5 protein-coding genes are annotated in these 4,703 nt (G+C 60.2%); all 5 read left to right on the top strand.

What is annotated here, in order from left to right:
• The coding region (gene glnS / locus ACE3OH_RS19570) for a glutamine--tRNA ligase (RefSeq protein WP_374357129.1) at positions 1–1,089 on the top strand (1,089 nt) is incomplete at its 5' end.
• 5 nt (positions 1,090–1,094) lie between these two features.
• Complete coding sequence (locus tag ACE3OH_RS19565) at positions 1,095–2,717, top strand: HD domain-containing protein (protein ID WP_374357127.1); 1,623 nt, start codon at positions 1,095–1,097, stop codon at positions 2,715–2,717.
• Positions 2,714–3,613, top strand: a complete 900-nt coding sequence (locus tag ACE3OH_RS19560) for an ion channel (protein WP_374357125.1) — start codon at positions 2,714–2,716, stop codon at positions 3,611–3,613. The genes ACE3OH_RS19565 and ACE3OH_RS19560 overlap by 4 nt, the downstream gene beginning before the upstream one ends.
• 91 nt (positions 3,614–3,704) lie before the next feature.
• Positions 3,705–4,160, top strand: a complete 456-nt coding sequence (locus tag ACE3OH_RS19555; RefSeq protein WP_374357123.1) for a hypothetical protein — start codon at positions 3,705–3,707, stop codon at positions 4,158–4,160.
• Positions 4,157–4,504, top strand: a complete 348-nt coding sequence (locus ACE3OH_RS19550) for a hypothetical protein (protein ID WP_374357121.1) — start codon at positions 4,157–4,159, stop codon at positions 4,502–4,504. Before ACE3OH_RS19555 ends, ACE3OH_RS19550 begins: the two co-directional genes overlap by 4 nt.
• The last annotated feature ends 199 nt before the right edge of the window (positions 4,505–4,703 follow it).

Below are 4,703 nucleotides of genomic sequence, written 5' to 3'. Positions count from 1 at the left end.
ATCCGCACTGGCGACAAGTGGTGCATCTACCCGATGTATGACTACACCCACTGCATCTCCGATGCGCTGGAAGGCATTACCCACTCGCTGTGCTCGCTGGAATTCGAAGACCACCGCCCGCTGTACGACTGGGTGCTCGACAATGTCGATGTCGGCTGCCACCCGCAGCAGATCGAGTTTTCGCGGCTGGAGCTGCTGTACGCGATCACCTCCAAGCGCAAGCTCAATCAGCTGGTGAGTGAGGGCCTGGTCAGCGGCTGGGATGATCCGCGCATGCCCACCATCAGCGGCATGCGTCGCCGTGGCTATTCGCCGGCCGGTTTGCGCCTGTTCGCGCAGCGCTGTGGCGTGTCCAAGCAGCCGAATGTGATCGACTACAGCGTGCTGGAAGGCGCGGTGCGCGAAACGCTGGAAGCGGAAGCGCCGCGCGTGATTGCGGTACTCGACCCGATCAAGGTGACGCTCGCCAACTTCGAGCCGGGCGTAACCGCCAGCCGCAGTGCGCCTTTCCATCCGCATCACCCGGAATTCGGCGAGCGCGAAGTGCCGATTGCCCCGACCATCTATATCGAGCGCGAAGACTTTGCCGAACAGCCGCCCGCCGGCTGGCAGCGCCTGGCGCCGGGTGCCGAAGTGCGCCTGCGCTACAGCTATGTGATCAAGTGCGACGAGGTGGTAAAGGATGCCGCCGGCAATGTAGTGGAACTGAAGTGCTCGATCGACCCGGCCACCCTGGGTCAGAACCCGGTCGGCCGCAAGGTGAAGGGGGTAATCCACTGGATTTCCGCCGAGCATGCCATCGAGGCCGAGGTGCGCCTGTATGAGCGCCTGTTCACCGTAGAGCGGCCCGATGCGGTGCGCGGTGACGATGGCGAATATCTCGACTTCACCCAGTTTGTGAACCCGGAGTCGCTGAAGGTGCTTACCGCCTTTGTCGAGGCCGGCGTACTCGGCGCCGCGCCGGAAACCCGCTACCAGTTCGAGCGGCTTGGCTACTTTGTTACCGACCGCAAGGACCATGTGCCGGGCAGCAAGCCGGTATTCAATCGCACCGTGGGCCTGAAGGATACCTGGACCAAGCAGGGCTGATCGGCATGCGCCTGCTGATACTGGGCGGTACCCGCTTCCTTGGCCGCCATCTGGTCGAGGCGGCGCTGGCGCGCGGTGACGAAGTCACCCTGTTTACCCGTGGCCGGCAAGAAAACCCTTGGGGTGAGCGGGTTGCACTGCGCACCGGCGATCGCGATCCGTCGCTGGGTGAGGGCTTGCGCAGTCTTGAGACAGGCGAATGGGACGCGGTAATCGATACCACTGCCTATGTGCCGCGCATCGTGTCGGCCAGTGCGGCCTTGCTGGCCGGGCGGGTGGGGCAGTATCTGCTGGTGTCCAGCCTGTCGGCCTATGCCGATGCCAGTGTGGCGGGGATCACCGAAGACGCCCCGCTGGCGGCGCTCACTGAGCCGGAATCGGAAGATATCTCCCGCCACTATGGCGCACTGAAGGCGGCGTGCGAGCAGGCCCTGCTGGCGCATTTCCCCAAGGCACTGATCGTGCGACCCGGCCTGATCATCGGCCCGCACGACCCGACCGACCGCTTCAGCTACTGGCCAGCCCGCTTTGCTGCACCGCATCTGCTGGGCGAGCGGGGTGATACGGCCTTGCTGCCCGCACCACCCGAGCGCCCCTTGCAGTGGATCGATGTGCGCGATCTGGCTGAATGGATGCTGCATTTATTGCATAGCGGACAAACTGGCAGCTTCAATGCGGTGACTGCGCCAGGCTCCGTCAGCTTTGCCGACCTGCATGCGGCCTTGTTGGAACTAAGCCCGACACCGCCGGCGACCGCGTGGGTGGACGAGGCGCTGCTGGAACGCGAAGGCCTTGTGCCATGGAGCGGCTTGCCGCTATGGATTCCAGCCAGCAGTCGCGAATTCGGCGGCTTCATGCAGTTTGCCAATGACAAGGCGGTGGCAGCCGGCCTGCAACTGCGCCCGCTGGCCGACACCCTGCGCGATACGCTCACTTGGTTGCAGCAACGCGATCAGACTGGCTGCTGGCAAAACGTACTGAGCGCCGAGCGCGAACAAGCCATCTTGCAAATGCTGCCGAAATGGCGGCGTGAAAGCGAAATCATCATGCTGCAATCACAACTGTCCTTCCTGCTGGAACTGGACAAACTCAAGGGAATCTTGCGCAAAACCCGGCCGGTGGGGCTGGACAGGCAGGAAAACAGCGCCGAACACAGCTGGCATGTGGCACTGATGGCCATGTTGCTGGCCGAGCATGCCGAGCCGGCTGTTGATGTCAGCCGGGTGGTGAAGATCCTGCTGTTGCACGATATCGTCGAGATCGACGCTGATGATACGTTTCTGTATGACGACAGCGGCGCGGCCGAGAAGGCTGCCAAGGAAACGGCGGCGGCCGAGCGCCTGTTCGGCATGCTGCCACCCCGGCAGGCCAGCGAATTCATGGCGCTATGGCGCGAGTATGAAGACCGGCAAACGCCGGAAGGCCGCTTTGCCTATGCTTGTGACCGCCTGCTGCCCATGCTGCAGAACCTTGCCAATGGCGGCTATAGCTGGCGCGAGAACCAGGTGCGCTTCGAGCAGGTAATCCGCAAGAACCTGCCGATCAAGGATGCCGCGCCGGCGCTGTGGCAATACGTGCTGCCACGGCTGGAACAGGCACGCGACGCCGGCTGGTTGGGGCAGCCATGATCAAGCCGCGCCCGCACCGCATCCGCCTCGGTGACCGTGATGTAGTCACCCACGGCCTGCCCCGGCCGTTTGGCGCCAATGCCTACCATGTGGCGCTGACCGCCAGCTGGCCGCGATTTTTCTTCGGCACCGGCCTTGCCTTCATGCTGATCAATACCGTGTTTGCCCTGCTGTATATGCTGGGCGACAACGCCATTGCCAATCTGTATCCAGCGGGCTTTTGGGGGGCGTTCTTCTTCAGTGTGGAAACGCTGGCTACCGTCGGTTATGGCGATATGCATCCGGCCAGCACCTATGCGCATATCGTCGCCACCATCGAAATCTTCCTCGGCACCACCAGCGTGGCCATCGTCACCGGCCTGGTGTTCGCACGCTTCTCGCGCCCGCGCGCCATGATCGTGTTTGCCAACCACCCCATCGTGCGTCCGCACGACGGCAAGCAAACCCTGCTGATCCGGGCCGCCAATGCGCGGCAGAACGTGATTCTGGAGGCCTCCGCCCGCCTGCGCCTGCTACGCCGCGAGACGTCGATCGAAGGGCACGAGATGCGGCGCCTGTACGATCTCCAGCTGGTGCGCGAGCAGCAGCCGATGTTTATGCTGGGCTGGAGCATGATGCATATCATCGACGAAACCAGCCCGCTTTTCGGCAAGACGCCCGAGCAACTGGCCGAGGAGGAAGCCACCTTGATCCTTACCGTGCACGGGGTGGATGAAACCACCAGCCAGCCGGTACAGGCCCGCCACACCTACGATTCAGCCACCATCCGCTGGCAGGCGCGCTACCAGGATTTGTTGCGGGTGGATGAGGATGGGGTTACCCATATGGATTTTCATCATTTCCATACGGTGTTGCCGTTGGAGCTGGGGGGGCGAGGTGGATCGGGGTTGAGCTAGGGCGTGAGTCTATGCATATGTGGGCGGGAACCCTCTGGCGCATACCGACCAATCCGGTTTGTGCCTTGAGGACCTATGCATCGGCGAAGCCATGTTTTTCCTGATCATGTACGGCGAGGAGGTAACGGCCGGAACTGTGATCGGGGCCGAGCTTGTCTCTGGCGTCCCTAATCCGGCTTCTGCTTCAGTCTCGGCTACGTCATCGGCTGTTAAAACTATTGCGGAAGAGAAGGGATTTGTACAAACCTTTAGTAGTTTCCGTCGTGCTAAAGCTGCCTTGGGAACTCGAGCTGGCGAAGACATCCGCCACGTGGTAGAACAATGCCAAATTGGACGTAGTGGGTTTACGCGAAGTGCTATTAACTCCACTAATTACTTAGTGCGAGTGGGTAAACAAGTGCATCAGGATATTAGCGCAGCTTATTTGTCGCTGGTTCCTGGTGCGGGTAAAACCTTTCGAGATTTAATGAATGGACGTCCCTTTGATGAGCAAATGAAAGAGGGATTGGAAATTCTAAATAAGGCAATTAACGGGACCTTGAAATGAATAGCGAAGAAATCGAACATGTTCGGGCGGGGTTTGTTGCTGATGCCTTAGGCTACTGGGAAAAGGTCCGAGCTGCGGATTCAAAAAAAGCCAATGTTATTGCCCGACGGGTTGATGAATTGGCTGACATGTGGCGCGAGAAGGGCCAGATCTCTACGATTCTCGTTGATCTGCTCAAGCATGACATACCTGAGGTGCGATATTTTGCGGCGGCATATTTGATTGCAGACGAAAATAGGGCTACTGCAGTTGCTGCAGTTGCTGTTTTGCACGATATCGAAATGAAAGAGCCGGGGTTTATAGCTAACTCAGCTAAAGCGATACTCAGGCATCACACTGCGTAATGCGAAATTTAAGCGAAGTGTGCCGCACAAGCGAGGGGTCAAGACCGTAAGGTGCATTGCACCGAATGTGCGATGTTGGCTTTATGCGCCTGTGGCGCGGGTGTTTAGAGCGGGGCCCGTCCCGCGGCCGGGGGGGGTTGGTTTTGTTTGGGGAAAGAAATTTAAGAAAAAAAAAGAGGCCCCACCGCCCCCCCCCGCC

The sequence above is a fragment of the Chitinimonas sp. genome (assembly GCF_041904975.1).
GTDB lineage: Bacteria > Pseudomonadota > Gammaproteobacteria > Burkholderiales > Chitinimonadaceae > Chitinimonas.
This window is presented reverse-complemented; position numbering and strand designations above follow the sequence as displayed.